This window comes from Pseudomonas sp. E6002 (assembly GCF_013385565.1).
In the GTDB taxonomy this organism is placed as follows: Bacteria; Pseudomonadota; Gammaproteobacteria; order Pseudomonadales; family Pseudomonadaceae; genus Aquipseudomonas.
On the sequence record NZ_JACAPT010000013.1, the window covers coordinates 14,376 to 38,684 of the forward strand.

The window sequence follows — 24,309 nt, forward strand, 5'->3', positions numbered from 1 at the left end:
ACGACGCCTTCGCGAGCAAGCCCGCTCCCACACAAGCCCGCTCCCACATGGGTTATTGCGCTGTTACTGCCTTCGCGTTATTCAACCGCAACCGGTACGCCACATAGATGATCCCGACCCAGACCGGAATCGCATACACCGACGCCCGTACACCCGGAATCGCCAGCATCACGCAGATGATCATCAGCATGAACGCCAGGCACAGGTAGTTGCTGAACGGGAACCAGAAGGTCTTGAACGACGGCACCACGCCTTGCTCACCCATGGCCTTGCGGAACTTGATGTGGGTCAGGCTGATCAGCGCCCAGTTGATCATCAACGAGGCAACCACCAGCGCAAACAACAGCTCCAGTGCGTCATGCGGCGCGACGTAGTTGATCACCACACACAGCAGCGTCACCAGGGCCGAGATGCCCAGGGCACGCAGCGGCACGCCTTGCTTGTTCAACTTCATCAGCGCTTTCGGCGCGTCGCCTTGCTCGGCCAGGCCGAACAGCATGCGGCTGTTGCAGTACACGCCGCTGTTGTACACCGACAGTGCCGCGGTCAGGACCACGAAGTTGAGGATGTGGGCGGCGGTGTCGTTACCGATCAAGGAAAAGATCTGCACGAACGGACTGCCGCTGTAGGCATCGCCCGACGCGCCGAGGGTTTGCAGCAGTTGGTCCCATGGGTACAACGACAGCAGCACGGTAAGGGCGCCGACGTAGAAAATCAGGATCCGGTACACCACCTGGTTGATCGCCTTCGGGATCACCTTGCGGGGTTCGCTGGCTTCGGCGGCGGTAATACCCACCAGCTCCAGGCCGCCGAACGAGAACATGATGAACGCCATGGACATCAACAGCCCCATGCCGCCATTCGGGAAGAACCCGCCGTGGCTCCACAGGTTGCTCACCGAGGCCTGCGGGCCGCCGGTGCCGCTGAACAGCAGGTAGCAGCCGAGCACGATCATGCCGACAATCGCCACCACCTTGATGATCGCGAACCAGAACTCGGTCTCACCGAAGAACTTCACGTTGAGGGTGTTGATCAGGTTGACCAGCACAAAGAACACCACCGCACTGACCCAGGTCGGAATTTCCGGCCACCAGAACTGGATGTACTTGCCCACCGCTGTCAGCTCGGCCATGCCCACCAGCACGTAGAGTACCCAGTAGTTCCAGCCGGCGAGGAAGCCTGCGTAACCGCCCCAGTACTTGTGGGCGAAGTGGCTGAAGGAGCCGGCCACCGGTTCCTCGACGATCATTTCGCCCAGCTGGCGCATGATCAGGAACGCGATGAACCCGGCTACCGCATAGCCCAGGATCATCGACGGCCCCGCCGACTTGAGCACGCCCGCCGAGCCGAGGAACAGCCCGGTCCCGATCGCCCCTCCCAAGGCAATCAGCTGAATATGCCGGTTCTTCAGGCCACGCTTGAGGCCCACCGGGTTAACCATGTCATCCGCCATTAACATTCCCTTCTACTTGTTTTTTTCAGGGTTGATCGCACACCGAACCAGCCCCTCAAACCGCTGAGGGGTCAGATATTACTCTCGGTAAACTTTTCGTAATACAGCTGAACGCCATCAAGTGCCTGATCCAGCAGCCATTGTTTGATGGATTCGACCATCGGAGGGGGGCCGCAGACGTATATATCTGCCGATTGATCCCGCAATTCGGCCAGGTCGAAATGCTCGGTGAGGTAGCCGCGTTTGCCGGCCCAGTCCGAAGATGGGTTGCTGAGTACCTCGGTGTAGCGAAACCCCGGGATCGTATCGGCGTAGGCTTTTATGCGTGTTGCCTCGCATAAATCGGCCGCACCCCGCACGCCGTAATACAGGTGCACCGGCTGTTGGCAGGTGCTGGCGGCCAGGTCGTCAAGCATGCCCAGCAGCGCCGATAAACCAGTGCCACCGGCCACCAACACCAGCGGTCGGGTGACATGCCGAAGGTAGAAGGCACCCAATGGCGCTTCCAGCAGCAACTCATCACCGACCTGGCAGCGTTCGCGAATGTAGTTGCTCATCACGCCATCGGGCAGCAGGCGGATCAGGAACTGCAACTGATTGCCCGGGCGGTTGGCGAAAGAGTAGGAGCGCCAACTGTCGGTGCCGGGAATCGACAGGCGGGCATATTGGCCCGGCAAAAAGTCCAATGGTGCTTCAAGCTGCAGGTGCAGGATCGCCGTGCTGGGCGACACCTGCTGCACATTGCTCACCGTGCTGCGGATCTGGACCGGCCCCGGCGCGTTGCACAGGCTGGAATCAAAATCGAAGTAGAACGCCGCATCGGATTGGACCCGGGTCTGGCAGCTGAGCATTTTGCGTTGTTGCAGGTCAAGGCTGGAGAGGGCTTCCTCGTCCACGTAATCCTGGGTGAAATCGCCGGACTCGCAGCGGCCCTGGCAGGTGCCGCATACGCCTTCGCGGCAGTCGAGCGGGATCTTGATGCCATTGCGCAGGGCTGCATCCAACAGGATCTCATTGGCGCCCACCGGGAAAAACAGGGTCTTGCCGTCGGCAAAACTGAAGGCCACTTTGTGATTCATTCGCAGAACTCCGCGAGTTTGATTTTCTATGCCTGCGATTTACCTGTGGCGAGGGAGCTTGCTCCCGCTGGGCTGCGCAGCAGCCCCAAAAAGCCGGGAGCGCTACGCACTGGAGCGCCAACCCGGTCCAGCGGGAGCAAGCTTCCTCGCCACAGGTGAAATGCATCAGGTCACAGGTGATAGAAATCCAGCACCGAGTTGATGGTGTCGTTGAGCAGCAGCGCATGCTTGCGGGTGATCAACCAACTGTCGCCATCGGGCTTGAGGCTGTAAGTGGCGCTGCCGTAGAACTGCTCCGACGTCGCCAGCCGATAGAACAACGTATGCCAGTTCAACTTCACCTCCAGCAGCCCGTCCGGTTGCTCGGCAATCCGCACGTTGTTGATCAAATGCAGCGTCCTTGGCATCGGCGTGGCCGACGCAGCCTTGCCCGTACGCAGGCGAAACACCCGATCCTCCAGCCCCGAGCGGTTGGCGTAGTAGATCAACGACATTTCGCGCTTCGGGTCGCGGGTGTAGACATGTTCCGAATCCCACTGTGGCAGGTGAAACTCGCTCTGCGGGTCGAACAACTGCACGTAGGCGTCCCAGTCCTGGGCATCGCACAGCTCGGATTTACGGTAAAAAAACTGCTCGATCCGGTACTGCAATTGCGCATTCATCATTCCACCTCCCGCAGTTTCAGGGCTTGCTGGTCGAGCCCGTCCAGCAGGAATTTCTGCCAGTTGCGGTGCTGGTTGACGTACAGCCCTTCGTGGGTGAATTCGGTGCCGGTCATCGCCGGCTGGATACCGATGGATTCGCTATTGGGGGTCGGCCCGGTTTCCCAGCGATGGCTGCCGCGGGAGATATCGCTCCAGCGTTCCAGGCGGCCCTGGAAGCCGCGCTGGGCTTCGCGGAACTCCACCAGGTCATCCGGCGTGCCCATGCCCGAGACGTTGAAGAAATCCTCGAACTGGCGAATACGGTTTTCACGGTCGGCGTCAGACTCGTTCTTCACCCCCAGGCACTGGCTGATGATTTCGGTCTTGTTCCATGCGATAGGGCGGATGATCCGCAGCTGCGAGCTGATCTGGTCGAGGAAGAACAGGCTCGGGTAGATGTTCAGGTTGCGCAGGCGGTGCATCATCCATTCGGCTTTTTGCTGGCCGTGTTCTTCGATCAGGCGCGGCATGATGGTGGCGTAGCCCGAACGCACGGTGGGGTTGGGCATGTCGCTGAACAACAGGCTGTGGCCATTGTTGAAGGCGAACCAGCCGTCATCGGTGTTCGCGTCGCCGGCGCCGAGTTTGCTGTAGTCCAGTGTCGTGCCCGAGCCGGTGCCGTTTTCCGTATTGACCTGCTGGCGATGCTGCACCGTGGCCACGTAGTTGTAGTGCACGGTGCTGACGTGATAACCGTCCAGGCCGTTCTCGTTTTGCAGTTTCCAGTTACCGTCGTAGGTGTAGGCGGACTTGCCCGGCAGCACTTCCAGCTCACCGGTGGCCGATTGGGCGACCATCATGTCGAAGAACACTTTGGCGTCGCCGAGGAAGTCTTCCAGGCTGTTGGTGCCGTTCACGTCGAGGCTGATGAAGACGAAGCCCTTGTAGCTCTCGATCCGCGCTTTTTTCAGGCCGCGAGTGGCCTTGTCGAAGCCTTCCGGGTATTCCCCCGGCGCCTTGACCTTCACCAGCCGGCCATCGCTCTTGTAGCACCAGGCATGGAACGGGCAGGTGAAGGTGGACTGGTTGCCCTTGCCGACTCGGGTCAGGGTGGTGCCCCGGTGCTGGCAGGCGTTGATCAGCGCGTTGAGCTGGCCTTCGCCGTCGCGGGTGATGATCATCGGCTGGCGCCCGGCGCGCATCGTCACGAAGTCGTGCTTGTTGGCCAGTTCGCTCTCGTGACAGGCATAGATCCAGTTTTTTTCGAAGATCAGCTCCATTTCCAGCTCGAACAACTCCGGCTCGGTGAACATGTCCCGGGCGATGCGGAACACCTCATCCACCGGACGGAAGTCCAGGCAGCCTTCGATAAAGCTTTTCCACTGCTCGACGCTTCTTGCACCACTCATGGGAGGCACCTTTTTTGATAATGGCTAAACGGGTAAGCCATTAAGAGGCTGCGGCGGGGCACCGGGCTATCCGGTTAATGGGGGAAGGTGGGCCACTTAGTTGGGCACGAAATACCCACGGCGGTGCAGGGCGGTGGCGGAATGCGCTACTGTCTTGCAAGGCGATTGTCGGAAAAGTCTGCTTGTTATCCACTTAGTCGACGGTTGCTATCCACCCAGTGGCGATCCCGCTGGCGTGGCGCAAAACTTGCTGTCGATCTACCAGGACGCGCCGTCAGAGCGCGCCGGCCACAATTGCCGTGGGTGCCCCGTGATGAGTAGCAATACACGCGATATACGTATCGAGCGCTTCGACCTTGAAGGCGCCTGCAGCTGGATGTCCGGCATTTGCGGGCCGCACCGCCTGCAAACCGCGACGCCGGAGCGCATCCGCTTTCACCACAGCGCCAATGTGTTCAAGTCCCGCGCCACGACGCTGGGGATTATCGAATACGGCACCGACGTCACCATCGACATCGAAGACGCCGAGCACTTCAGCAGCTACAGCCTGACCCTGCCGCTGGTGGGCGAGCAGGAACTGAGCAAGAACGGCGTGCGGCTCAGCTCCAACCGTGACCAGGGCGTGATCATCTCGCCCAACGAACATCAGGTGCTGGAGATCTCCGGCGACTGCCGCAAGTTGCAGGTGGTGATCACCCGCGCGGCGATGAGCGAATCCCTGGAGGGCCTGCTGCAGCGGCCGATTGAAGCGCCGCTGCGCTTCGAGTCGGCGATGGACGCGGTGGACGGCGCTTCCGCGTCGTGGTGGCGCATGGCGCGGTATTTCATCGCCGAACTGGAGCGCAGCAGCGAGCTGTATGACCAGGTGGCGTTTACCCGGGACCTGGAAAGCTCGCTGATCAAGGGCCTGATCCTGGCCCAGCCGAACAACTATTCCGAAGAGCTGCGGGACGTGCTGGGGGTGAAGCTGCCGCACTATTTGATTCGTGCCCGACAGTACATCCACGACAACGCCCGGGAAGCGGTGCACCTGGAGGATCTGGAGGCGGCGGCGGGCGTGTCGCGCTTCAAGCTGTTCGATGCCTTTCGCAAATACTTCGCCCTGTCACCCATGGCCTATCTGAAGAAATACCGCCTGGGTGCCGTGCGCCAGCAAATCCTCGAACATGGCTCCACGCGCACCATCTCCGAAATCGCCCTGGGCTGGGGCTTTACTCATCTGGGGCGATTCTCGGCCGAATACCGCAAGCTGTTCGACGAATCCCCCAGCCAGACCCTGCAACGCAACGACGCCCGGCGTATGCGTGGATGAACACCTTACGCAAAAACAACGGAGATCAACTGTGGGAGCGGGCTTGCTCGCGAATGCGGTGCATCAGCCAACTCATTCGGTGACTGACACTGCGCATTCGCGAGCAAGCCCGGTCCCACATTGGATGTGTGGTGTTCTTTTAAATCAACTCTTCCACCAGTTGCAGGCAATGACTGAGCCCCGGCGACTGGTCATTGATCCGCCGGCTGAGAATGATCGGCGAAGTGGCGGTGGCCTCCACCACCGGCGTGTAGCCAATGTCTGCGCGGTGCAGCACCTGCACCGAGGCGGGTACCAGGGTCACGCCCATGCCTGCGCCGACCAGACCAATGGCGGTCTGCAATTCGTTGGTCCACTGCGAAACCTTCAGGCTCAAGCCATGGGCATCGAACAGCGCGATCACATGGTCGGCGTAGCTCGGCCGCGGGTTGCCGGGATACAGCACGAAGGGTTCAGCGGCCAATTGCGCCAGGGTGGCCGGGGCACCCAGCAGGGGATGTCCGGCGGGCAACACCGCCACCAACCGGTCCTCCACCAACACCCGCTGCACAATGGCCGGGTCGTCGATGCGAATCCGCCCGAAGCCCACGTCAATCCGCCCGGCCTTGAGAGCTTCAACCTGTTGCAGCGTGGTCATCTCCGACAGGCCCAACTCCAGCTCCAGGCCATCGTGGCTGCGCAGCCGGCGAATCAACTCCGGCAGCACGCCGTACAGCGTCGACGGCGCAAAACCGATGCCCAGCCAGGTTTTCTGCCCAAGGCCGATGCGCCGGGTGTTGTCACACACCTTGCCCAGTTGCTCCAGCAGCACATTGGCGTGCTCATAGAAAAACCGCCCGGCTTCGGTCAGGCGCAACGGGCGCCCGCGCTCCAGCAGCACCACACCCAGTTCGTCCTCCAATTGCTGGATCTGCCGGCTCAGCGGCGGCTGGGCAATGTGCAGGCGTTCGGCGGCGCGGGTGAAGTTGAGGGTTTCCCCCAGCACCTGGAAGTAACGCAGATGGCGCAGTTCCATAAAGACTCCATTCATACCTTAAGGGTATTGTTCGAGACTCATTCTATATTGGAAGCCAGCAGAGATCCGGAACAGAATCAGGCCAAATCTATAAAGAACCCAACGGGTATTGCCATGCCGATTTGCGCCATCGAGTCGATCGAGACCATCATCGTCGATCTCCCTACCATCCGCCCGCACAAACTGGCGATGCACACGATGCAGAACCAGACCCTGGTGATCATCCGCGTGCGCTGCGCCGACGGTATCGAAGGCATTGGTGAATCCACCACCATCGGTGGCCTGAGCTACGGCAATGAAAGCCCCGACAGCATCAAGATCAACATCGACCGGCACTTCGCGCCGCTGCTGCTCGGCCAGGACGCGAGCAACATCAATGCCGCCATGTTGCGCCTGGAGCGCAGCATCCGGGGCAACACCTTTGCCAAGTCGGGTATCGAAAGCGCCTTGCTCGATGCCCTCGGCAAACGCCTGAACCTGCCGGTCAGCGAATTGCTCGGCGGCCGCGTGCGGGACGCCTTGCCGGTGGCCTGGACCCTGGCCAGCGGCAACACCGAAAAAGACATCGCCGAGGCCGAGAAGATGCTCGACCTGCGCCGCCACCGCATTTTCAAATTGAAGATCGGCGCCGGTGAAGTCAGCCAGGACCTGGCCCACGTCATCGCGATCAAAAAAGCCCTGGGCGACCGCGCCAGTGTGCGGGTCGACGTCAACCAGGCCTGGGACGAAGCCGTGGCCCTGCGCGCCTGCAAGGTGCTGGGGGACAACGGTATCGACCTGATCGAACAACCGATCTCGCGCAACAACCGCGGCGGCATGGTGCGGCTCAACCTGTCGAGCCCGGCGCCGATCATGGCCGACGAGTCCATCGAATGCGTGGAAGATGCCTTCAACCTGGCCCGCGAAGGCGCGGCCTCGGTGTTCGCCCTGAAGATCGCCAAAAACGGCGGGCCGCGTGCGGTATTGCGCACCGCAGCGATTGCCGAAGCGGCGGGTATCGGCCTGTACGGCGGCACCATGCTTGAAGGCGGTATCGGCACCCTGGCCTCGGCCCATGCCTTTCTCACCTTGAACAAACTGGCGTGGGACACCGAGCTGTTCGGCCCGCTGCTGCTCACCGAAGACATCCTCGCCGAGCCGCTGGTGTACCGCGATTTCCACCTGCATGTCTCCACCGCTCCGGGCCTGGGCCTGGCCATCGATGAAGAGCGCCTGGCGTTCTTCCGTCGCGATAACTAACAAGAGGACACCTGCGATGTTGTTCCACGTAAAAATGACCGTGAACCTGCCCGTCGACATGAACCCCGAGCGCGCTGCCGGCCTCAAGGCTGAAGAAAAAGCCTTCTCCCAGCGGCTGCAGGAGCAAGGCAAATGGCGCCACCTGTGGCGCATCGCCGGGCTGTACGCCAACTACAGCGTGTTCGATGTCGACAGCGTGCAGGAACTGCATGACCTGTTGATGCAACTGCCGCTTTATCCTTACATGGCCATCGAAGTGAATGCCCTGTGCCGGCATCCATCGTCGATCCGTGAGGATGATCGCTGAGTCTGTTTTTTCACCTAATAATTACAAGATGAGGATTGCACCATGTCCATCCGACTTTCTCAGACTGCTCACGCCCAACAGTTTCTCGAAGAAGCCAGCGGCAACCTTAACGACGGCGGCAACCCACGGGCCAAGGCGCTGATCTACCGGATCCTGCGGGACACGGTGAACATCATCGAAGACCTGGAAGTGACCCCGGAAGAGTTCTGGAAGGCGGTCAACTACCTCAACGAACTGGGCAAGAACCAGGAAGCCGGCTTGCTCGCGGCAGGGTTGGGCCTGGAGCATTACCTGGACATGCTGATGGACGCGGCGGACGAGGAAGCCGGCAAATCCGGCGGCACCCCGCGCACCATCGAAGGCCCGCTGTATGTGGCCGGTGCGCCGCTGTCCAAGTTCGAGGCGCGGCTGGACGACGGGCAGGACCCGGGCGTGCCGCTGTTCATGCAGGGCCAGGTGCGCGACACCAATGGCAAACCGTTGGCGGGGGCGATTGTCGATGTATGGCAGGCCAATACCGGTGGTACGTATTCGTGGTTTGACAGCACGCAGTCGGAGTTCAACCTGCGTCGGCGAATCGAGACCGATGCCCAGGGCAACTACCGTTTTCGCAGCATCGTGCCGTCGGGATATGGCTGCCCGCCGACCGGCCCGACCCAGCAGTTGCTGGACCAGTTGGGGCGCCATGGCCAGCGGCCGGCGCATATCCACTTCTTCATCTCGGCGCCGGGCCATCGGCACCTGACCACCCAGATCAACCTGTCGGATGACCCGTACCTGCATGATGATTTTGCCTATGCGACGCGGGATGAGTTGATCGCCGAAATTCGCTTCAGCGAGGACGCAAACCTGGCGAAGGAATTTGGTGTGGAAGGGCAGTTTGCGCAGATTGATTTTGACTTTGAGTTGCAGCCTGCGGCGGCGCCGGTAGAGCAGAAGCGCATGCAGCGAGTGCGCGCCCTCGAAGACTGAACGCGGTAAAAAAATGTGGGAGCGGGCTTGCTCGCGAATGCGGTGGATCAGTCAATATTTCCGGTGACTGACACTCCGCCTTCGCGAGCAAGCCCGCTCCCACATTGGCTCTGTATCGTTTGGCCTATTTGCGAACAACCAGGTCGAGCAGATCATCCCGATCCTTGATCTTCTGCAACACGATCTCCGAGCGAATATCCATCACCCCCGCCGTGCGGTTCAGGTGGTTCACAATGAAATCCGAAAAGTGCTTGAGGTTGCGCGCCTGCACCCGCAGCACATAATTGCTCGCCCCGGTAATCACGTACGCACTGGCCACCTCCGGCCACCCCTGTACCTTCTTGATAAACGTCTCGTGCCAATCCTCCACATCCTGGCGTAACGACAGGTGGACGATGGCCTCCAGCTCAATCCCCAACTGCTCGGCGTTCAACACCGCCCGATAACCACTGATGATTCCCTCGCTTTCCAGCAGGCGCAAACGCCGCAGGCAGGCCGACGGCGACAGGGCGACTTTCTCCGCCAGTTCCTGGTTACTGATACGGCCATCCTGTTGCAGGAAATGCAGAAGGCGCAGGTCGGTGGCGTCGAGAATCATGGTTAGAATAAATCCGCGTGTTTGGGGGTTAAATTCGAATTTCCTACAGCTTAATTAGCCTGTTGCCCACCACTTTGCACGAAAATTCTCTAAAGCTTCGTTCATTATTTGGCTCATTGTTACTACAACAACAGGACTGACCATGACCACCCGCACCCATTGCCTGACCCTCGACGCCCAGGATCCGCTGGCGCCATTGCGCAACCAATTCGCCTTGCCGGCCGGGGTCATCTACCTCGACGGCAACTCCCTCGGTGCGCGCCCGGTAGCGGCACTGGAACGGGCGCAAGCGGTGATCGCCGAGGAGTGGGGCAATGGGCTGATTCGCAGTTGGAACAGTGCCGGCTGGGCCGACCTGTCCCAGCGCCTGGGCAATCGCCTGGCACCGCTGATCGGTGCCCGCGACGGTGAAGTGGTGATCACCGATACCACCTCCATCAACCTGTTCAAAGTGCTCAGCGCCGCGCTGACCGTGCAACGCGAACGCGCGCCAAGCCGCAAGGTGATCGTCAGCGAAGCGAGCAATTTCCCCACCGACCTGTACATCGCCGAAGGCCTCACCGAACTGCTGCAACAGGGCTACTCCCTGCGCCTGGTCAACAGCCCGGACGAACTGCCGAAAGCCATCGACCAGGACACGGCCGTGGTGATGCTCACCCACGTCAACTACAAGACCGGCTACATGTACGACATGCAGGCCCAGACTGCCTTGAGCCATGAATGTGGCGCGCTGGCGATCTGGGACCTGGCGCATTCGGCGGGCGCGGTGCCGATCGACCTGCATCAGGCCGGTGCCGATTATGCGATTGGTTGCACTTACAAATACCTCAACGGCGGGCCCGGCTCCCAGGCGTTTGTGTGGGTCAACCCGGCGCTGGTGGATGTGGTTACGCAGCCGCTGTCGGGCTGGTTCGGGCATACCCGACAGTTCGCCATGGAATCGCGTTATGCCCCGAGCCAGGGCATCGCCCGCTACCTGTGCGGCACCCAGCCGATTACCTCGCTGGCGATGGTGGAGTGTGGCCTGGATATTTTCGCCCAGACCGATATGGCCAGCTTGCGCTCTAAATCCCTGGCGTTGACCGACCTGTTTATCGAGTTGGTGGAAAGCCGTTGCGCCGCCCACGACCTGACCCTGATCACCCCGCGTGAGCATGCCCGACGGGGTAGCCATGTCAGCTTCGAACACCCGGAAGGCTATGCGGTTATCCAGGCCTTGATCGCTCGTGGCGTGATTGGTGATTATCGTGAGCCGCGGATCATGCGGTTCGGGTTTACCCCGCTGTACACCAGCTTTGCTGAAGTGTGGGATGCGGTGGAAATCCTGGGTGAGATTCTCGATCAGAGAACCTGGGACCAGCCGCAGTTCAAGGTTCGCCACAGCGTCACCTGAGTAAACGCAGAGCAAAAAATGTGGGAGCGGGCTTGCTCGCGAATGCGGTCCATCAGTCCCTGATGTATTGACTGGCACACCGCATTCGCGAGCAAGCCCGCTCCCACAGGGGACAGTGTTTCATCCAGAAAAGCAGTGCAATCACAATAATAAAGGGGCACGCCACGTGACCACGCCAGACCAAGGCTTTGCCGAAATCACCAATCGCGAACTGGGCCTCAGGCGCCAGCTCACTTCCGGCCAGATGAGCATGATCGCCATCGGTGGCGCCATCGGCACCGGGCTGTTCATGGGCAGCGCCTACGCCATCGGCTATGCCGGGCCCAGCGTGCTGGTGAGCTATGCCATCGGTGCGCTGATCACTTTGCTGTTGATGGGCTGCCTGGCGGAGATGACCGTGGCGCATTCCACCTCGGGCTCCTTCGGCGCGTATGCCGAATTTTACGTCAGCCCGCTGGCCGGTTTCCTGGTGCGCTATGCGTACTGGGCGGCGATTGTGCTGGCGGTGGGCGCCGAGGTCACGGCGGTGGCGATGTACATGAAGTACTGGTTTGCCAACGTGCCGGAATGGGTGTGGATTGTCTCGTTTTCCAGCGTGCTGATCGTACTCAACGCCATCAGCGTCAAGACCTTCGGCAACTTTGAGTACTGGTTCTCCACGATCAAGATCAGCGCCATCGTTGGCTTCATCATCCTCGCGGTGTACGTGGTGTTCGGCTCCGGCAATCCGGATTACGGTGTGCAGAACTACGCGGCCCACGGCGGCTTTTTCCCGAACGGGTTGAGCGGCATGTGGATTGCGGTGATCGTCTCGATCTTCAGTTACCTGAGCGTGGAAATGATCGCGGTGGCCGCCGGTGAAGCGGCCGACCCGGAGCAGGCGGTGAAAAAAGCCTTCCGCGCGACCATCGTACGGCTGGTGGTGTTCTACCTGCTGACCCTGGCGCTGATGTTGGCCATCGTGCCGTGGAACCAGGCTGGCCACGCCCAGAGCCCGTTCGTCACGGTGATGCAGACCATCGGCATTCCCGGCGCCACCGGGGTGATGAACTTCGTGATCCTGATCGCTGCGCTGTCGGCGATGAACAGCCAGCTCTACATCACCACCCGCATGATGTTCAGCCTGTCGCGCGCCGGTTTTGCGCCCAAGTCCATGGGCGCCTTGAGCAAGAGCGGGATCCCGTTGAACGCCTTGTTGCTGTCCAGCTCGGGCATTGCCCTGGCGACCCTGCTGAACGTGGTGTACCCGGAAAGCTCGTTCACCCTGATGATGGCGATCTCGATGTTTGGCGCGATCTTCACCTGGTTCATGATCTTCCTCACGCACCTGTTTTTCCGCCGCTACCGCAAGCGTCACGGCGGGGCGAAGCTGTCGTTCCAGCTGGCGCTGTTTCCCTACAGCACGCTGCTGGGCCTGGTGCTGATGGGCGCGGTGATGATCACCACGTTTTTCACCGATGCGTTCAAGATGACGCTGGTGTTCGGGGTGCCGTTCCTGCTGATTCTGTCGGCGGTGTACTACGTGTTCTTCCGCAAGGGTCGCCAAAACCTTGTAGGAGCGAGCTTGCTCGCGAAAAACCCGAGGGCGCCGGGTTAAATCAGAAAGCCCGCGTTATCGTTGACGTGCTTCGCGAGCAAGCTCGCTCCTACAGGGGGAGAGGGCGTTTAGCAGTTGGGCGGCGTAACCGGGCAATTGCTCGAACTCGCGGGCGCATAACAGCAGTTTGCGACAGGCCCAATCCTCGCTCAGGGGTTGGGCCTTGAAGCGCCGCTCCAACGGCCAGCGTTCCAGCGCCGCCAGGGGCACGATCCCCAGCCCGGCGCCCCGGGCGACCATGCGAATCAGCCCGTCAAACCCATCTGCACGGATGCGTGTCTGCAAGCGAAAGCCTGCGTGCAATGCCTGTTCCTCCAGGTACACCGCCAGCGCGCTGTCGGCGGCCAGGCCCACGTAGTCATACTGCAAGCTGTCGATAAAACTCACGGTGCGCCCGGCCAGCGGGTGATCCAGCGGCATGATCAGCACCAGCGGGTCGTCGCGAAAGGGCAGGGTTTGCAGGCCGTGGGTATCTACTGCGTCGGAAATAATCCCCAGGTCTGCCGCGCCCTGGCGCAAGGCGTGGGTGATGCGCAGGCTTGGCAGTTCCTGCAGGTCGATGTCGAGGTTGGGGTGCTCGTGCAGAAAGTCCGCCAACAGTTCCGGCAGGTATTCGCTCAGGGCGGTGGTGTTGCACAGCAGGCGCACCTGGCCTTTGACGCCGTTGGCGTATCCCGCGAGGTCTTGCTGCAGGTGATCGGCTTGCTGCAACAGCAGGCGGGCGTGACGGGCGAGGGCTTTGCCCGCAGCAGTCGGGGTGACGCCACGGCGGCCACGTTCCAGGAACTCGATACCCAGCGAGGCCTCCATCGCCCGGATCCGCGCACTCGCCGCCGCCAGGGACAAATGGCTGCGGCCGGCGCCGGCGGTGATATTGCCGGTGTCGAGGATGTGCAGGTACAGGCGCAGGTCGATCAGGTCAAAGTGCATGTGCTGGGGATCTCAGTGTCTGTACGGGCCTCTTCGCGAGCAAGCCCGCTCCCACATTTAGATCTGTGAACCCTTTCAAAATGTGGGAGCGGGCTTGCTCGCGAAGAGGCCATCTGCCTCATGCAAAACAAGAGGCTGCCTCAGTATATGGCGAATTTTCAGACATCACCCAAACCTGCAAAATCGACCCATGAATACCTTACTCGCGTTCTACCAAAACCTCGGCCCGGCCCTGACATTGCTGGTGGTCGGCACCTTCCTGCTGGCCGGTACGGTCAAGGGCGTCATCGGCCTGGGCCTGCCCACCGTCGCCATGGGCATGCTCGGCCTGGCTATGTTACCGGCGCAGGCTGCGGCGTTGCTGATCATCCCGTCCACCGTCACCAACCTCTGGCAACTGGCCTTCGGCGGTCACCTGAGCGCGTTGATCAAACGCCTGTGGCCGATGCTCCTGCTGATTTTCCTCGGCACCGGGCTGGGCTCGGTGTGGCTGGGCATGGATGGCGGGCATTGGGTGGTGCGGGCGTTGGGCGGCGCGCTGCTGGTGTATGCCTTGAGCGGGCTGTTGCTGCCGACGTTCAAGGTAAGCCCGGCCACCGAGCGTTGGCTGGGCCCGCTGTGCGGCGTGCTGACCGGGGTCATCACCTCGGCCACTGGGGTGTTCGTGATACCGGCGGTGCCGTATCTGCAAGCGTTGGGCTTGAACCGCGATCAGCTGGTGCAAGCGTTGGGGCTATCGTTCACCGTGTCGACCCTGGCGCTGGCAGCCGGGCTGTTCTGGCGTGGCAGCCTGGGCGGCGGCGAATTGAACGCCTCGTTGCTGGCGCTGGTTCCCGCGCTGCTCGGGATGTGGCTGGGCCAGGCCCTGCGCCAGCGCATCAGTGCCGTGCTGTTCAAGCGGGTGTTCTTTATCGGCATGGCCGCGCTGGGAGGTCATCTGCTGATCAGTGGTTAACAATATGCCGTTGATTCGTGCGCCTTGGTCAAATGTATTTTGCCGCCGGGACGCTTATTCCAAAGCACCGACCCCGTTACCCTGCCTTCAGACATTTTTAATCTTTAGGCACCCCCTATGAAAAAAGTACTCCTGCTCAACGGCGGTAAGAAATTCGCCCATTCCGACGGTCGCTACAACAGCACCCTGCATGAAGCCGCCCTGGCGGTACTGGACCGTGGCGGCATCGACGTCAAGGAAACCCACATCGACGCCGGCTACGACGTGGCCGAAGAAGTCGCCAAATTCCTCTGGGCCGACGTGATCATCTACCAGATGCCCGGCTGGTGGATGGGCGCTCCGTGGATCGTCAAGAAGTACATCGATGAAGTCTTCACCGAAGGCCATGGCAGCCTGTACGCCAGCGACGGCCGCACCCGCTCCGACTCGTCGCAGAAATACGGCAGCGGTGGCCTGATCCAGGGCAAGCAATACATGCTGTCCCTGACCTGGAACGCTCCTCAGCAAGCGTTCGACGACCCCACCGACTTCTTCGAAGCCAAGGGCGTGGACGCGGTGTATTTCCCGTTCCACAAGGCCAACGAGTTCCTCGGCATGATCGGCCTGCCGACCTTCCTCTGTGTGGACGTGATGAAACGCCCGGCCATCGAAGCCGACGTGGCGCGTTATGAACAGCATCTGGCACAGGTGTTTAACCTGAGTCTGTAATGCGGCTAGTATCCGTGCAGCCGCTATAAAGAGGATTCACGTTGAAAGCCCGATCCGATGAGCTACAGATCTTCGTCTGCGTGATTGAATGCGGGTCGATTTCCGCCGCAGCCGAACAGGTCGGGCAGACGCCGTCGGCGGTCAGCCGCACCTTGTCGCGCCTGGAAGCCAAGCTCGACACCACCCTGATCAACCGCACCACCCGGCGCATGGACCTGACCGAAGAGGGCAAGTATTTCTTTGAGCGGGCCAAGGTGATCCTCGAGCAGATGGACGACCTGGAAGAACGCCTGTCGTCGCGCCAGCAAACTCCGTCGGGGCGCCTGCGGATCAACGCGGCGTCGCCGTTCATGCTGCATGCGATCGTGCCGTACATCGCCGAGTTTCGTGGCCTGTACCCGGACATCCAGCTGGAGCTGAACAGCAACGACCTGATCATCGACCTGCTGGAGCAAAGCACCGACATCGCGATTCGCATCGGTGCCCTGGCCGACTCGACCCTTCACGCCCGCTCACTGGGATGCAGCCCGCTGCATATCCTCGCCAGCCCGGCGTATCTGGAACAGCACGGTACGCCCAGCACCGTTGCCGAACTGGCCGAACACACCTTGCTCGGTTTCACCCAGACCGAAACCCTGAACCACTGGCCGCTGCGCCATGTGCACGGCGATCGCTGGCAGATCCAGCCGGGCGTCGCCGCCTCCAGCGGTGAAACCTTGCGCCAACTGGCGCTGGAAGGGCAGGGCATCACCTGTCTCTCGGACTTCATGACCGCCCAGGACATCAAAAGCGGGCGCCTGATACCGGTGCTGGCAGAGTTCAACAGCGGCTATCGCCAGCCGATCAATGCCGTGTACTACCGCAACTCGCAATTGGCCTTGCGCATCCAGTGCTTCCTGGACTTTATCCAAGGCAAGCTGTCCAGCTACGCCCGTTGATTCGTGACCCCTGCGCAAGAGTGAATTGGGCAATGCGGACTTATTCGGAATGGATAGGTCCGCAATACTGACGCCATCAATTACTCACGCAGGGAGACACCTCCATGAACGTATTCATCACCGGCGCTGCCGGTTTTATCGGCGGTTCCATCGCTACTGGCCTGGTCAAGGCCGGCCATAACGTCACCGGCCTGGTGCGCAGCACCGAACAGGCTGCGGAAATGACTGCACTGGGCATCACGCCGGTAATCGGTACGCTGGATGACAGCGCGCTGTTGACCGAGCAGGCGAAGAAAGCTGACGCGGTGATCAACGCCGCCAGCAGTGACCATCGCGGCGCCGTGGAAACCTTGCTGGCCGCGTTGCGCGGCTCCAACAAAACCTTCCTGCACACCAGCGGTTCGAGCATCGTCGGCGATGCGTCGGGCGGTAAGTCCAGCGATGTCATCTACTTTGAAGACAACCTGCCGGCTCCGACTGTCGACAAGGCTGCTCGCGTGGCCATCGACAACCTGATCCTGGCTGCCGCCAAAGATGGCGTGAACTCGGCAGTGATCTGCAACACCCTGATCTACGGTCACAGCCTGGGCGTCAAGCGCGACAGCGTGCAGTTGCCACGCTTGCTCAAGCAGGCACGCAAAAGCGGTGTAGTGCGGCATGTGAGCACCGGGCAGAACATCTGGTCCAACGTGCACATTGAAGACGTGGTTGCGTTGTACCTGCTGGCGCTGGAAAAGAATGTGCCGGGCACTTTCTACTTTGTGGAGAGTGGCGAAGCGGCGTTTGTCGACATGACCACCGCGATTGCCGAAGCGCTGAAGCTGGGTAAACCACAGGATTGGCCATTGGCGGATGCCGAGGCCGAGTGGGGTTATGAAATGGCCAACTATGGCCTGGGCTCCAACAGCCGGGTGCGCGGCAAGCATGCGCGGGAATTGCTGGGGTGGGCGCCGAAGCGGACCTCCGTAGTTGAGTGGATTCGCAACGAGATGGTTTGATGTTCGCTTGAGACCGAGGCTAGCCCTTTCGCGAGCAAGCCCGCTCCCACATTTGACCGAGTTCCAACTTTGGAATGCGGTCAAATGTGGGAGCGGGCTTGCTCGCGAAAGGGGCGACACGGTCCAACGGTCTTACCCAACACTAGCCCCACCCCGCCCAATTCCGTACCATCCCCAGCCTTATCCCCCGCAACTCCCCGGTACTTCAATGAACCTCACCCGTCTGCGCGCCGACGCCCTGGCCGGACTCACCACGTCTTTTGCCTTGCTGCCCGAATGCATCGCCTTTGCCCTGGTGGCTCATCTCAACCCGCTGATGGGCCTTTACGGCGCATTCATCATCTGCACCCTCACCGCGCTGTTCGGCGGCCGGCCTGGCATGGTCTCCGGGGCCGCCGGCTCGATGGCGGTGGTGATCGTCGCGCTGGTGGTGCAGCACGGCGTGCAGTATCTGTTGGCCACGGTATTACTGGGCGGGTTGATCATGGTCGCCTTCGGCCTGTTGCGCCTGGGCAAGCTGGTGCGCATGGTGCCGCACCCGGTGATGCTCGGGTTCGTCAACGGCCTGGCGATCATCATTGCCCTGGCGCAGCTGGAGCATTTCAAAAGCGGTGACACCTGGCTCAGCGGCACGCCGCTGTACGTGATGACCGGGCTGGTCGCGGCAACCATGGCCATCGTCTACCTGCTGCCGCGCCTGACCCGCGCCGTACCGCCAGCCCTGGTGGCGATCCTCGGCGTAGGTCTGGCGGTGTACCTGCTCGGCCTGCCGACCCGCACCCTGGGCGACATGGCCCACATCGCCGGCGGCCTGCCGACCTTCGCGCTGCCACAGATTCCCTGGACCCTCGAAACCCTGCACATCATCGCGCCCTACGCGATCCTGATGGCCATGGTCGGCCTGCTGGAAACCCTGCTGACCCTCAACCTCACCGACGAAATCACCGAAACCCGCGGCTACCCGGACCGCGAAAGCGTGGCCTTGGGTGCCGCCAACATGGTCTCGGGCCTGTTCGGCGGCATGGGCGGCTGCGCGATGATCGGACAAACCGTGATCAACCTCAGCTCCGGCGGGCGAGGGCGCTTCTCCGGGGTATTTGCCGGGGTGATGATCCTGCTGTTCATTCTGTTTCTGTCACCGCTGATCGAGCGCATTCCGCTGGCGGCGCTGGTGGGGGTGATGTTTGTGGTGTCCCAGCAGACCTTTGCCTGGGCGTCCCTGCGGGTGATCAACAAGGTGCCGCTCAACGACGTGCTGGTGATCATGGCGGTGACGGTGATTACCGTGTTCACCGACCTGGCGACGGCGGTGCTGTGCGGGATTGTGATTGCGGCGCTGAACTTCGCCTGGCAGCAAGCGCGCGAGCTGTACGCGGATGAACATATGGAAGCGGACGGCAGCAAACTCTATCGGGTGCACGGCACGCTGTTTTTTGCCTCGACCACGCCGTTTTTGAATCGCTTCGATCCGGCCAACGACCCGGCCCAGGTGACGCTGGATTGCCGTCACTTGAGCTTCGTCGACTATTCGGCGATTGCTGCATTGATGACCCTGCGCGAGCGCTACACCAAGGCCGGCAAGCATCTGCGGGTGCTGCACCTGTCCGAGCGCTGCCGCAAACTGCTCAAGCGCGCCCGGGTGCAGCACGACTGACCGTTGTTGAAGTGCGATGATCGTTCCCACGCTCTGCGTGGGAACGCCGCTTTGGACGCTCCGCGTCCGCTCTTAAAATCGTGACGCGGAGCGTCACAGGATGCATTCCCACGCAGAGCGTGGGAACGATCATGGCCCGACCAGGTTTTCCAGTTCCTGGGCGCGGGTCTGGGTCATGTCCAGCACGCAGCCGGAGCCGTTGACCTGATCAATAGTGCCGCCGGTGGCCGAGCCGATGAAGCCGCAATTGGCATCGCGAAACTTGAGCCACTGGCGTTGTACGTCCTGCAGCTGCTGCTTGCGGTTGCCTTCCATCGCCGTCATCGCGGTTTTGTAGGCGGTGTTCAGGCGCGCGTCCTGCACCTTGGTTTCCTTGGCGTTGCAATCGACCATGTCGGCGGTGGTGTTGGCGCCGTCCATGCATTTTTTCAGTGCCGGGTTCTCATCGGCCGAGGCCGTGCCGCACAAGGCCAGCAACAGTGCGCCGGCGGCGAAAGGAACAAGCAGGGGGTTACGATTCATTCTGGGTTTTCCTGGTCATGAGTCGGTGTGCAGTCTAAGACTCGGCCTGCGCAGTTGAGTTTCCAGCCCCGGCGATCTTCATGTAAGAACGCCCCCCGAATTTTCATCCACTGACCCTGGGCATATCCCTGCGCGACAGGGCTTGTCTGTGGGCGAAAATTACTTTCATAAAAATTGAAAATGCACCTCGGTAATGATTTATGACTTTCACAACCTATTCGACGTGACCCTTTCCGAGGAGTACCGCATGGCCGCATCACCGGGGTATTGGCTGTTGATCTACGCCGCCATCGCCATCATTGCATTGATCGTATTGATCGCGCGTTACCGGCTCAACCCGTTTATCGTCATCACCCTGGTGTCTATCGGCCTGGCGCTGTTGGCCGGAATGCCGGCGGATACGATCATGGGCTCCTACGAGGCCGGCGTCGGCAAGACGCTGGGGCATATTGCGCTGGTGGTCGCGCTGGGCACCATGCTCGGCAAGATGATGGCCGAGTCCGGTGGCGCCGAGCAGGTGGCGCGCACGCTGATCAACCGGTTCGGCGAGCGTAACGCGCACTGGGCAATGGTGTGTATCGCGTTCCTGGTGGGGCTGCCGCTGTTTTTCGAGGTCGGTTTTGTGTTGCTGGTGCCGATCGCGTTTACCGTGGCGCGGCGGGTGGGCGTGTCGATCCTGATGGTCGGCCTGCCGATGGTGGCCGGCTTGTCGGTGGTGCATGCGCTGGTGCCGCCGCATCCGGCGGCGATGATGGCGGTGCTGGCCTATAACGCCTCGGTCGGGCAGACGGTGCTGTATGCGATTTTGATCGGCATACCCACCGCGATCATTGCCGGCCCGCTGTACGCCAAATTTATCGTGCCGCACATTCACCTGCCAGCGGAAAACCCGCTGGAACGCCAGTTCATCGACCGCGCGCCGCGCACCCGCCTGCCGAGTTTCGCCCTGACCATGGGCACCATCCTGTTACCGGTGGTGCTGATGATGATCGGCGGCTGGGCCAACCTGATTTCCACACCGGGCACCGCCTTTAACCAGTTCCTGTTGTTTATCGGTAACTCGGTGATTGCGCTGCTGGTGGCGACCCTGGTGAGCTTCTGGACCCTCGGCCTAGCCCAGGGTTTCAACCGCGAATCGATCCTCAAGTTCACCAACGAATGCCTGGCACCGACCGCCAGCATCACCTTGCTGGTGGGCGCGGGCGGTGGTTTGAACCGGATTCTGGTGGACGCCGGCGTCACCAATGAGATCCTCGGCCTGGCCCACGCCTTCAACCTGTCGCCTTTGGTGATGGGCTGGCTGTTCGCCGCGCTGATGCGCATCGCCACCGGCTCGGCCACCGTGGCCATGACCACGGCCTCAGGCGTGGTCGCACCGGTTGCGATGGGCCTGGGTTATCCACACCCGGAATTGCTGGTGCTTGCCACCGGCGCGGGTTCGGTAATCTTTTCCCACGTAAACGACGGCGGCTTCTGGCTGATCAAGGAATACTTCAATATGACGGTGATCCAGACCTTCAAGACCTGGACCGTGCTGGAGACCCTGATTTCGGTGGTCGCCTTCGGTCTGACTTATGGTTTGTCCTGCATCTTGTAACCCGGAGCCGAACCGATGGACATCCTCTACCAGATCCGCGCCCGCCAGGATTCCTTCAGCGCCGGCGAAGGGCGTATCGCCAAGCTGATGCTCGATGATGTCGGCTTTGCAGCGTCCGCCAGCCTGGAAGAATTGTCCCAACGGGCCGAGGTCAGCACCGCCACCTTGTCGCGTTTTGCCCGCAGCGTCGGCTGCCGCGACCTGCGTGACCTGCGCCTGCAACTGGCCCAGGCCAGCGGTGTCGGCAGCCGTTTCCTCGACCCGGCGGGCCTGCCGGAGCAGTCGGCGTTTCACCGGCAGATTCTCAGCGATATCGAGGCGACGTTGCGCCGGCACCTGTCCGGTTTCAACCAGCGCAGTTTTGTCGACGCCGTGAGCCTGCTGGGCAATGCGCGGATGATCCACGCGTTCGGCATGGGCGGGCCGTCGAGCCTGTGCAGCGACGAGTTGCAAGTGCGCCTGGTGCGCCTGGGCTACGCGATCAACGCCTGCCACGACCCGGTGATGATGCGCGTGACCGCCGCCACCCTGGGCCCGGAGCATGCGCTGATCGTCTGCTCGCTGACCGGCATCACCCCGGAGGTATTGGGCGTGGTGGCGCTGGCACGCAACTACGGCGCAAAAATCATCGCCATCACCCTGCCGGATTCACCGCTGGCGCAGTTGGCCGACGTGCTGCTGCCGCTGCAACCGGCCGAAACCAGTTTTATCTACAAGCCAACGGCGGCGCGCTACGGAATGCTGTTGGCCATCGATGTGCTCGCTACCGAGCTGGCCTTGGCCATGCCGGACGACAACCAGGAACGCCTGCGACGGATCAAGCTGGCCCTGGACGATTATCGCGGCGGCCCTGACAGCCTGCCGCTTGGAGATTGAGATGAAGTACCACACGCTGATCCGCCAGGCGCTGATCATTGATGGCAGCAACACCCCCGGCTATGTCGCCGATGTGGCAGTGCACGAGGGCCGTATCGAGAAGATCGGCGACCTGTCCCGGGACAGCGCCGAGCATGAAATCGACGCTGCCGGGCGCGTATTGGCGCCGGGGTTTATCGACGTGCACACCCACGACGACACGGTGGTGATCCGTCACCCGCAGATGCTGCCCAAGCTGAGCCAGGGCGTGACCACGGTGATTGTCGGCAACTGCGGCATCAGCGCCTCGCCCGTGAGCTTGCAGGCTGATCCGCCGGACCCGATGAACCTGCTGGGCACCGCCGAGGCCTTTGCCTACCCACGGTTCAGCGATTACCGCGCGGCGGTGGAAAACGCCCACCCGGCCGTCAATGTGGCGGCGCTGATCGGCCACACCGCGCTGCGCAGCAACCATATGGACGACCTGCACCGTACCGCCACGCCGGGTGAAATCACCGCGATGCGCGTGCAGTTGCAGGAGAGTCTGGCGGACGGTGCCCTGGGTTTATCCACCGGGCTTGCATACGCGAGCGCCTTCAACGCCGAGACCGATGAAGTGCTGCAGTTGAGTGAAGAACTGACGGCGTATGGCGCGGTGTACACCACCCATTTGCGCAGCGAATTCGAACCGGTGCTGGAGGCGATGGACGAGGCTTTTCTGATCGGCCGGCATGCCAAGGCGCCGGTGATCATTTCCCACCTCAAGTGCGCGGGCGCCGGTAACTGGGGGCGCAGTCCGCAGTTGTTGGCCTCGCTGGAACACGCGGCGAAGACCCATCCGGTGGGCTGCGATTGCTACCCGTATGCGGCCAGCTCTTCGACCCTGGACCTCAAGCAAGTCACCGATGCGTTTCGCATCACCATCACCTGGTCTGCGCCGCATCCGGAAATGGGCGGGCGGGATCTGCAGGATATCGCCGCCGAGTGGGCGGTGCCGCTGATGGACGCCGCACGCCGCCTGCAACCCGCCGGGGCGGTGTATTACGGGATGGACGAGACCGACGTGCAGCGCATCCTCGCGCATCCGCTGTCGATGATTGGCTCGGATGGTTTGCCGGAAGATCCGTTTCCTCATCCACGTCTGTGGGGCGCGTTTCCCCGGGTACTGGGGCACTTCAGCCGGGACCTTGGCTTGTTCCCGCTGCACACCGCCGTGCACAAGATGACTGGCTTGTCGGCAGCGCGCTTTGGCTTGGCCGAGCGCGGTGAAATCCGTGAAGGACACTGGGCCGATCTGGTGCTGTTTGATCCGTTGCGGGTGCGGGATGTGGCGGACTTCAAAGAGCCGCAGCGCGCGGCGGAAGGGATTGACGGTGTGTGGGTCAATGGCGTGCTCAGCTACAGCGACGGGCAGGCCAATGGGCAGCGGTCCGGACGATTCCTGGCGCGCAGTGGGGATTTGCGAAAGGGATTTGCGGCCGTATAGTGGCCGCTCTCAAATACGGAGCAATCGCCATGCACTTAGGAAAAGTCACCCCCATCTTGCGCAGTTTCGACGAGGCCAAGACCCTGGAGTTCTACGTCGATTTCCTGGGGTTCAAGGTCGATTGGCAGCACCGGTTTGAAGACAACTTTCCGCTGTACCTGCAGGTGTCGCTGGGGGACTGCGTGCTGCACTTGTCCGAGCACCATGGCGATTGCACGCCAGGTGCGGCGGTGCGGATTCAGGCTCAAGGGTTGGAAGCGTACCAGCAACAATTGCTGGCCAGGAATTACCGCAACGCCAAGCCAGGTATTGAAGACACGCCGTGGGGCAGCCGCGAGATGAGCATCAGCGACCCGTCTGGGAACCGGTTGGTGTTTGTTGAAGAAGTCAGCAGCTGAGGCTGCGCGCATAAATCGCAGGCAATAAAAAACCGCCTTAGTAGGGCGGTTTTTTATTGCAATCCCAGTTCGCGGCTGGGGTTGCGCCTCACCGGAAGCATTGACCTGCTGACCGGATACTACTGTCGGTTCAGGCATCACGCAAGGCCTGGTGACACTCGGTGTTTTCAGTTCTTTGAGATCTACGCTATTTAAGGACGACTGCAAAAACTGGCAATAAATTCTTGGAGCGTTACCGGTGGATTAGTTC

At 61.4% G+C, this 24,309-nt stretch carries 23 protein-coding genes; 15 read left to right on the forward strand and 8 right to left on the reverse strand.

The features are described 5' to 3' along the window. Nucleotides 1-52: 52 nt before the first annotated feature. The 4 genes from HX815_RS12825 to antA form a co-directional block, all read right to left on the reverse strand. Entirely contained in the window at nucleotides 53-1,453 is a 1,401-nt protein-coding gene (locus HX815_RS12825) for an amino acid permease (protein WP_003212324.1), read from the reverse strand. A gap of 71 nt (nucleotides 1,454-1,524) precedes the next feature. Then, nucleotides 1,525-2,532, reverse strand: a complete 1,008-nt coding sequence (gene antC / locus HX815_RS12830) for an anthranilate 1,2-dioxygenase electron transfer component AntC (protein WP_177028357.1) — start codon at nucleotides 2,530-2,532, stop codon at nucleotides 1,525-1,527. A 170-nt stretch (nucleotides 2,533-2,702) separates the two neighbouring features. Beyond that, nucleotides 2,703-3,194: an anthranilate 1,2-dioxygenase small subunit gene (gene antB / locus HX815_RS12835; protein ID WP_003212320.1), complete on the reverse strand. Its 492-nt coding sequence runs from the start codon at nucleotides 3,192-3,194 to the stop codon at nucleotides 2,703-2,705. Further along, complete coding sequence (gene antA, locus HX815_RS12840; RefSeq protein ID WP_003212318.1) at nucleotides 3,194-4,585, reverse strand: anthranilate 1,2-dioxygenase large subunit; 1,392 nt, start codon at nucleotides 4,583-4,585, stop codon at nucleotides 3,194-3,196. Before antA ends, antB begins: the two co-directional genes overlap by 1 nt. Nucleotides 4,586-4,898: 313 nt before the next feature. Here antA and HX815_RS12845 point away from each other — a divergent pair, with 313 nt between their 5' ends. Further along, nucleotides 4,899-5,897 (forward strand): helix-turn-helix domain-containing protein, encoded by a 999-nt coding sequence (locus HX815_RS12845; RefSeq protein WP_008436676.1) that lies wholly within the window; start codon nucleotides 4,899-4,901, stop codon nucleotides 5,895-5,897. A 139-nt stretch (nucleotides 5,898-6,036) separates the two neighbouring features. On the opposite strand, the gene HX815_RS12850 is transcribed toward HX815_RS12845, so the two are convergent. Beyond that, on the reverse strand, nucleotides 6,037-6,912 hold the full coding sequence (locus HX815_RS12850) for a LysR family transcriptional regulator (RefSeq protein WP_003212314.1): 876 nt from the start codon (nucleotides 6,910-6,912) through the stop codon (nucleotides 6,037-6,039). 114 nt (nucleotides 6,913-7,026) lie between these two features. On the opposite strand from HX815_RS12850, the gene HX815_RS12855 reads away from it, so the two are divergent. From HX815_RS12855 to catA, 3 genes are read left to right on the forward strand one after another with little or no spacing between them, the layout of a single operon-like run. Further along, nucleotides 7,027-8,151 carry a muconate cycloisomerase family protein gene (locus HX815_RS12855; protein WP_003212312.1) on the forward strand — a complete coding sequence of 375 codons (1,125 nt, stop codon included), beginning with the start codon at nucleotides 7,027-7,029 and terminating at the stop codon, nucleotides 8,149-8,151. A gap of 16 nt (nucleotides 8,152-8,167) precedes the next feature. Further along, nucleotides 8,168-8,458: a muconolactone Delta-isomerase gene (gene catC / locus HX815_RS12860; RefSeq protein WP_003212310.1), complete on the forward strand. Its 291-nt coding sequence runs from the start codon at nucleotides 8,168-8,170 to the stop codon at nucleotides 8,456-8,458. Nucleotides 8,459-8,500: 42 nt separating this feature from the next. Continuing rightward, nucleotides 8,501-9,430 carry a catechol 1,2-dioxygenase gene (gene catA / locus HX815_RS12865; protein WP_003212307.1) on the forward strand — a complete coding sequence of 310 codons (930 nt, stop codon included), beginning with the start codon at nucleotides 8,501-8,503 and terminating at the stop codon, nucleotides 9,428-9,430. Between the two features lie 124 nt (nucleotides 9,431-9,554). Here the strand turns inward: catA and HX815_RS12870 are convergent, their stop codons facing one another. Further along, a complete protein-coding gene (locus tag HX815_RS12870) occupies nucleotides 9,555-10,028 on the reverse strand; it encodes an Lrp/AsnC family transcriptional regulator (protein ID WP_003212305.1) in 474 nt (157 codons plus the stop codon). A 142-nt stretch (nucleotides 10,029-10,170) separates the two neighbouring features. On the opposite strand from HX815_RS12870, the gene kynU reads away from it, so the two are divergent. Continuing rightward, nucleotides 10,171-11,421, forward strand: coding sequence for a kynureninase (kynU, locus tag HX815_RS12875; protein WP_003212302.1), 1,251 nt, complete (start codon nucleotides 10,171-10,173; stop codon nucleotides 11,419-11,421). 166 nt (nucleotides 11,422-11,587) lie between these two features. Further along, nucleotides 11,588-13,018 (forward strand): amino acid permease, encoded by a 1,431-nt coding sequence (locus HX815_RS12880; RefSeq protein WP_134325690.1) that lies wholly within the window; start codon nucleotides 11,588-11,590, stop codon nucleotides 13,016-13,018. Nucleotides 13,019-13,033: 15 nt separating this feature from the next. Here HX815_RS12880 and HX815_RS12885 read toward each other — a convergent pair whose 3' ends face one another. Beyond that, nucleotides 13,034-13,948, reverse strand: coding sequence for a LysR substrate-binding domain-containing protein (locus tag HX815_RS12885; protein ID WP_177028358.1), 915 nt, complete (start codon nucleotides 13,946-13,948; stop codon nucleotides 13,034-13,036). A 190-nt stretch (nucleotides 13,949-14,138) separates the two neighbouring features. Here HX815_RS12885 and HX815_RS12890 point away from each other — a divergent pair, with 190 nt between their 5' ends. From HX815_RS12890 to HX815_RS12910, 5 genes are all read left to right on the forward strand, one after another. Beyond that, on the forward strand, nucleotides 14,139-14,903 hold the full coding sequence (locus HX815_RS12890; protein ID WP_177009239.1) for a sulfite exporter TauE/SafE family protein: 765 nt from the start codon (nucleotides 14,139-14,141) through the stop codon (nucleotides 14,901-14,903). Between the two features lie 117 nt (nucleotides 14,904-15,020). Continuing rightward, entirely contained in the window at nucleotides 15,021-15,611 is a 591-nt protein-coding gene (locus HX815_RS12895; RefSeq protein WP_177028359.1) for an NAD(P)H-dependent oxidoreductase, read from the forward strand. Nucleotides 15,612-15,652: 41 nt separating this feature from the next. After that, a complete protein-coding gene (locus HX815_RS12900) occupies nucleotides 15,653-16,549 on the forward strand; it encodes a LysR family transcriptional regulator (protein WP_008436694.1) in 897 nt (298 codons plus the stop codon). Between the two features lie 104 nt (nucleotides 16,550-16,653). Continuing rightward, a complete protein-coding gene (locus HX815_RS12905) occupies nucleotides 16,654-17,547 on the forward strand; it encodes an NAD-dependent epimerase/dehydratase family protein (protein WP_177028360.1) in 894 nt (297 codons plus the stop codon). A gap of 208 nt (nucleotides 17,548-17,755) precedes the next feature. After that, nucleotides 17,756-19,201 carry a SulP family inorganic anion transporter gene (locus HX815_RS12910; protein WP_087693438.1) on the forward strand — a complete coding sequence of 482 codons (1,446 nt, stop codon included), beginning with the start codon at nucleotides 17,756-17,758 and terminating at the stop codon, nucleotides 19,199-19,201. A gap of 129 nt (nucleotides 19,202-19,330) precedes the next feature. Here HX815_RS12910 and HX815_RS12915 read toward each other — a convergent pair whose 3' ends face one another. Further along, nucleotides 19,331-19,723: a lysozyme inhibitor LprI family protein gene (locus HX815_RS12915; protein ID WP_003212286.1), complete on the reverse strand. Its 393-nt coding sequence runs from the start codon at nucleotides 19,721-19,723 to the stop codon at nucleotides 19,331-19,333. Nucleotides 19,724-19,916: 193 nt separating this feature from the next. On the opposite strand from HX815_RS12915, the gene HX815_RS12920 reads away from it, so the two are divergent. From HX815_RS12920 to HX815_RS12935, 4 genes are read left to right on the forward strand one after another with little or no spacing between them, the layout of a single operon-like run. Next, nucleotides 19,917-21,320 (forward strand): gluconate:H+ symporter, encoded by a 1,404-nt coding sequence (locus HX815_RS12920; RefSeq protein WP_177028361.1) that lies wholly within the window; start codon nucleotides 19,917-19,919, stop codon nucleotides 21,318-21,320. Between the two features lie 15 nt (nucleotides 21,321-21,335). Beyond that, nucleotides 21,336-22,196, forward strand: coding sequence for a MurR/RpiR family transcriptional regulator (locus tag HX815_RS12925; protein ID WP_003212283.1), 861 nt, complete (start codon nucleotides 21,336-21,338; stop codon nucleotides 22,194-22,196). 1 nt (nucleotide 22,197) lies between these two features. Then, nucleotides 22,198-23,661 carry an amidohydrolase family protein gene (locus tag HX815_RS12930; RefSeq protein WP_177028362.1) on the forward strand — a complete coding sequence of 488 codons (1,464 nt, stop codon included), beginning with the start codon at nucleotides 22,198-22,200 and terminating at the stop codon, nucleotides 23,659-23,661. A 29-nt stretch (nucleotides 23,662-23,690) separates the two neighbouring features. Beyond that, on the forward strand, nucleotides 23,691-24,059 hold the full coding sequence (locus HX815_RS12935) for a glyoxalase superfamily protein (protein ID WP_177021603.1): 369 nt from the start codon (nucleotides 23,691-23,693) through the stop codon (nucleotides 24,057-24,059). The last annotated feature ends 250 nt before the right edge of the window (nucleotides 24,060-24,309 follow it).

What these genes read in the sequence shown, in the direction of transcription:
- HX815_RS12930 (WP_177028362.1), top strand. Translation starts at nt 22,198, where the DNA reads ATGAAGTACCACACGCTGATCCGCCAGGCGCTGATCATTGATGGCAGC.
- HX815_RS12920 (WP_177028361.1), top strand. Translation starts at nt 19,917, where the DNA reads ATGATTTATGACTTTCACAACCTATTCGACGTGACCCTTTCCGAGGAG.
- antB (WP_003212320.1), bottom strand. Translation starts at nt 3,194, where the DNA reads ATGAATGCGCAATTGCAGTACCGGATCGAGCAGTTTTTTTACCGTAAA.
- HX815_RS12850 (WP_003212314.1), bottom strand. Translation starts at nt 6,912, where the DNA reads ATGGAACTGCGCCATCTGCGTTACTTCCAGGTGCTGGGGGAAACCCTC.
- HX815_RS12870 (WP_003212305.1), bottom strand. Translation starts at nt 10,028, where the DNA reads ATGATTCTCGACGCCACCGACCTGCGCCTTCTGCATTTCCTGCAACAG.
- HX815_RS12845 (WP_008436676.1), top strand. Translation starts at nt 4,899, where the DNA reads ATGAGTAGCAATACACGCGATATACGTATCGAGCGCTTCGACCTTGAA.
- HX815_RS12890 (WP_177009239.1), top strand. Translation starts at nt 14,139, where the DNA reads ATGAATACCTTACTCGCGTTCTACCAAAACCTCGGCCCGGCCCTGACA.
- HX815_RS12855 (WP_003212312.1), top strand. Translation starts at nt 7,027, where the DNA reads ATGCCGATTTGCGCCATCGAGTCGATCGAGACCATCATCGTCGATCTC.
- catA (WP_003212307.1), top strand. Translation starts at nt 8,501, where the DNA reads ATGTCCATCCGACTTTCTCAGACTGCTCACGCCCAACAGTTTCTCGAA.
- HX815_RS12910 (WP_087693438.1), top strand. Translation starts at nt 17,756, where the DNA reads ATGAACCTCACCCGTCTGCGCGCCGACGCCCTGGCCGGACTCACCACG.
- antC (WP_177028357.1), bottom strand. Translation starts at nt 2,532, where the DNA reads ATGAATCACAAAGTGGCCTTCAGTTTTGCCGACGGCAAGACCCTGTTT.
- HX815_RS12935 (WP_177021603.1), top strand. Translation starts at nt 23,691, where the DNA reads ATGCACTTAGGAAAAGTCACCCCCATCTTGCGCAGTTTCGACGAGGCC.
- HX815_RS12905 (WP_177028360.1), top strand. Translation starts at nt 16,654, where the DNA reads ATGAACGTATTCATCACCGGCGCTGCCGGTTTTATCGGCGGTTCCATC.
- HX815_RS12895 (WP_177028359.1), top strand. Translation starts at nt 15,021, where the DNA reads ATGAAAAAAGTACTCCTGCTCAACGGCGGTAAGAAATTCGCCCATTCC.
- catC (WP_003212310.1), top strand. Translation starts at nt 8,168, where the DNA reads ATGTTGTTCCACGTAAAAATGACCGTGAACCTGCCCGTCGACATGAAC.
- HX815_RS12925 (WP_003212283.1), top strand. Translation starts at nt 21,336, where the DNA reads ATGGACATCCTCTACCAGATCCGCGCCCGCCAGGATTCCTTCAGCGCC.
- HX815_RS12915 (WP_003212286.1), bottom strand. Translation starts at nt 19,723, where the DNA reads ATGAATCGTAACCCCCTGCTTGTTCCTTTCGCCGCCGGCGCACTGTTG.
- kynU (WP_003212302.1), top strand. Translation starts at nt 10,171, where the DNA reads ATGACCACCCGCACCCATTGCCTGACCCTCGACGCCCAGGATCCGCTG.
- antA (WP_003212318.1), bottom strand. Translation starts at nt 4,585, where the DNA reads ATGAGTGGTGCAAGAAGCGTCGAGCAGTGGAAAAGCTTTATCGAAGGC.
- HX815_RS12825 (WP_003212324.1), bottom strand. Translation starts at nt 1,453, where the DNA reads ATGGCGGATGACATGGTTAACCCGGTGGGCCTCAAGCGTGGCCTGAAG.
- HX815_RS12885 (WP_177028358.1), bottom strand. Translation starts at nt 13,948, where the DNA reads ATGCACTTTGACCTGATCGACCTGCGCCTGTACCTGCACATCCTCGAC.